Below are 1,136 nucleotides of genomic sequence, written 5' to 3'. Positions count from 1 at the left end.
TTAGTTAACCGGTTATAAAAGGGGCGTGCCTAACAAACCGTAATAAAGCAGCCTTGGGTTGCGTAATTCTAAAGTTGCAGTTTGCTGCAGCAATTTGAGTGTGATTAAGGAACAATTATACAGGCATCAGGCCGCTTCATACGGCAATCCGTTATGGGCAAGTATGATACAAAAACTGCTTAAAATATCATAGACAAGTAATAGTCCAAAATTGAATTATATTTTAATGAAAAAGGGGAAACGGGTAAATAGTAAATTGTTAAAGAAAAAGAAAGAAGGGAAAAAATACTACCGCATATTGGTAGGGCTAGCAATTTACGCAGTAATCTATTATTATTTCTTCAGACTCGATACGATTGGCTACGATATTAGGTATAATATCTTCGTAATTTGGTTACCAATACTAATTGGACTTTTATGCATTGGATATTACCGAAGGAATTATTTAAGCAAGACATTAAAGTCGTGTAATAGATTATTGGACCAAGTATTAACGGGACTATTTTTACTTCTTTTAGGTTTAATTTATTCCTATTTCAGTTTTGGAATTACTTCAAAATTAATTTGGGACTATACGAATTCTCTTATAACAAATAAAAGTAATACAGAAATATACCAATTATCAGTTGAAAAATTCAATAAAGGTTCATCTAGAAATTCTTCAGCTAGTGTTGGATTTCGTTTTCAGGAAAGGTATGAGTTACTACAGGCACATAGAAGCAAACTCAATATGTACTGGAATAGTGAACCGCATAACTTTGAAATTGAAATACGGTGTAAGAAATGTTTTTGGAATAAATACTTGGTTGAAAGTTGGCAGATTATTGAAATGGATTGAAAATGAGGAATAAATACCAGCCCATAACACGCTGGCATAAAGCATATGGAGTCAGTGATATTTACGAAGTTAATTAGAGCAGTCGAACACCGCCAAATCTTTGATTTGGAATTAAAATGAAAAGATAATAACAAATAAAAGCTTTGGCTCCGTAGAGTTTTGGAAGGTTTGCTCGTTAAATCTCCATACGCTTCATCCAGCCACCGTTAGGCACAACCCAATATTTTTAAGCCGGATTCGAGGTATTTTTGGGATTCGTGAGGCTTTCGAGGAATTTGCTGCTCACCCACGGGCCAGC

Annotated in this window: 1 protein-coding gene; it reads left to right on the top strand. The window is 34.7% G+C overall.

The annotated features are described in order from the left end of the window. Nucleotides 1-226 precede the first annotated feature (226 nt). The gene (locus tag ACSX1H_RS19310; protein WP_439185893.1) at nt 227-838 is read left to right on the top strand and encodes a hypothetical protein; all 612 of its coding nucleotides are present in this window, start codon (nt 227-229) and stop codon (nt 836-838) included. Nucleotides 839-1,136: the final 298 nt, after the last annotated feature.

This window comes from Carboxylicivirga taeanensis (assembly GCF_051851475.1).
GTDB lineage: Bacteria > Bacteroidota > Bacteroidia > Bacteroidales > Marinilabiliaceae > Carboxylicivirga > Carboxylicivirga taeanensis.
This window is presented reverse-complemented; position numbering and strand designations above follow the sequence as displayed.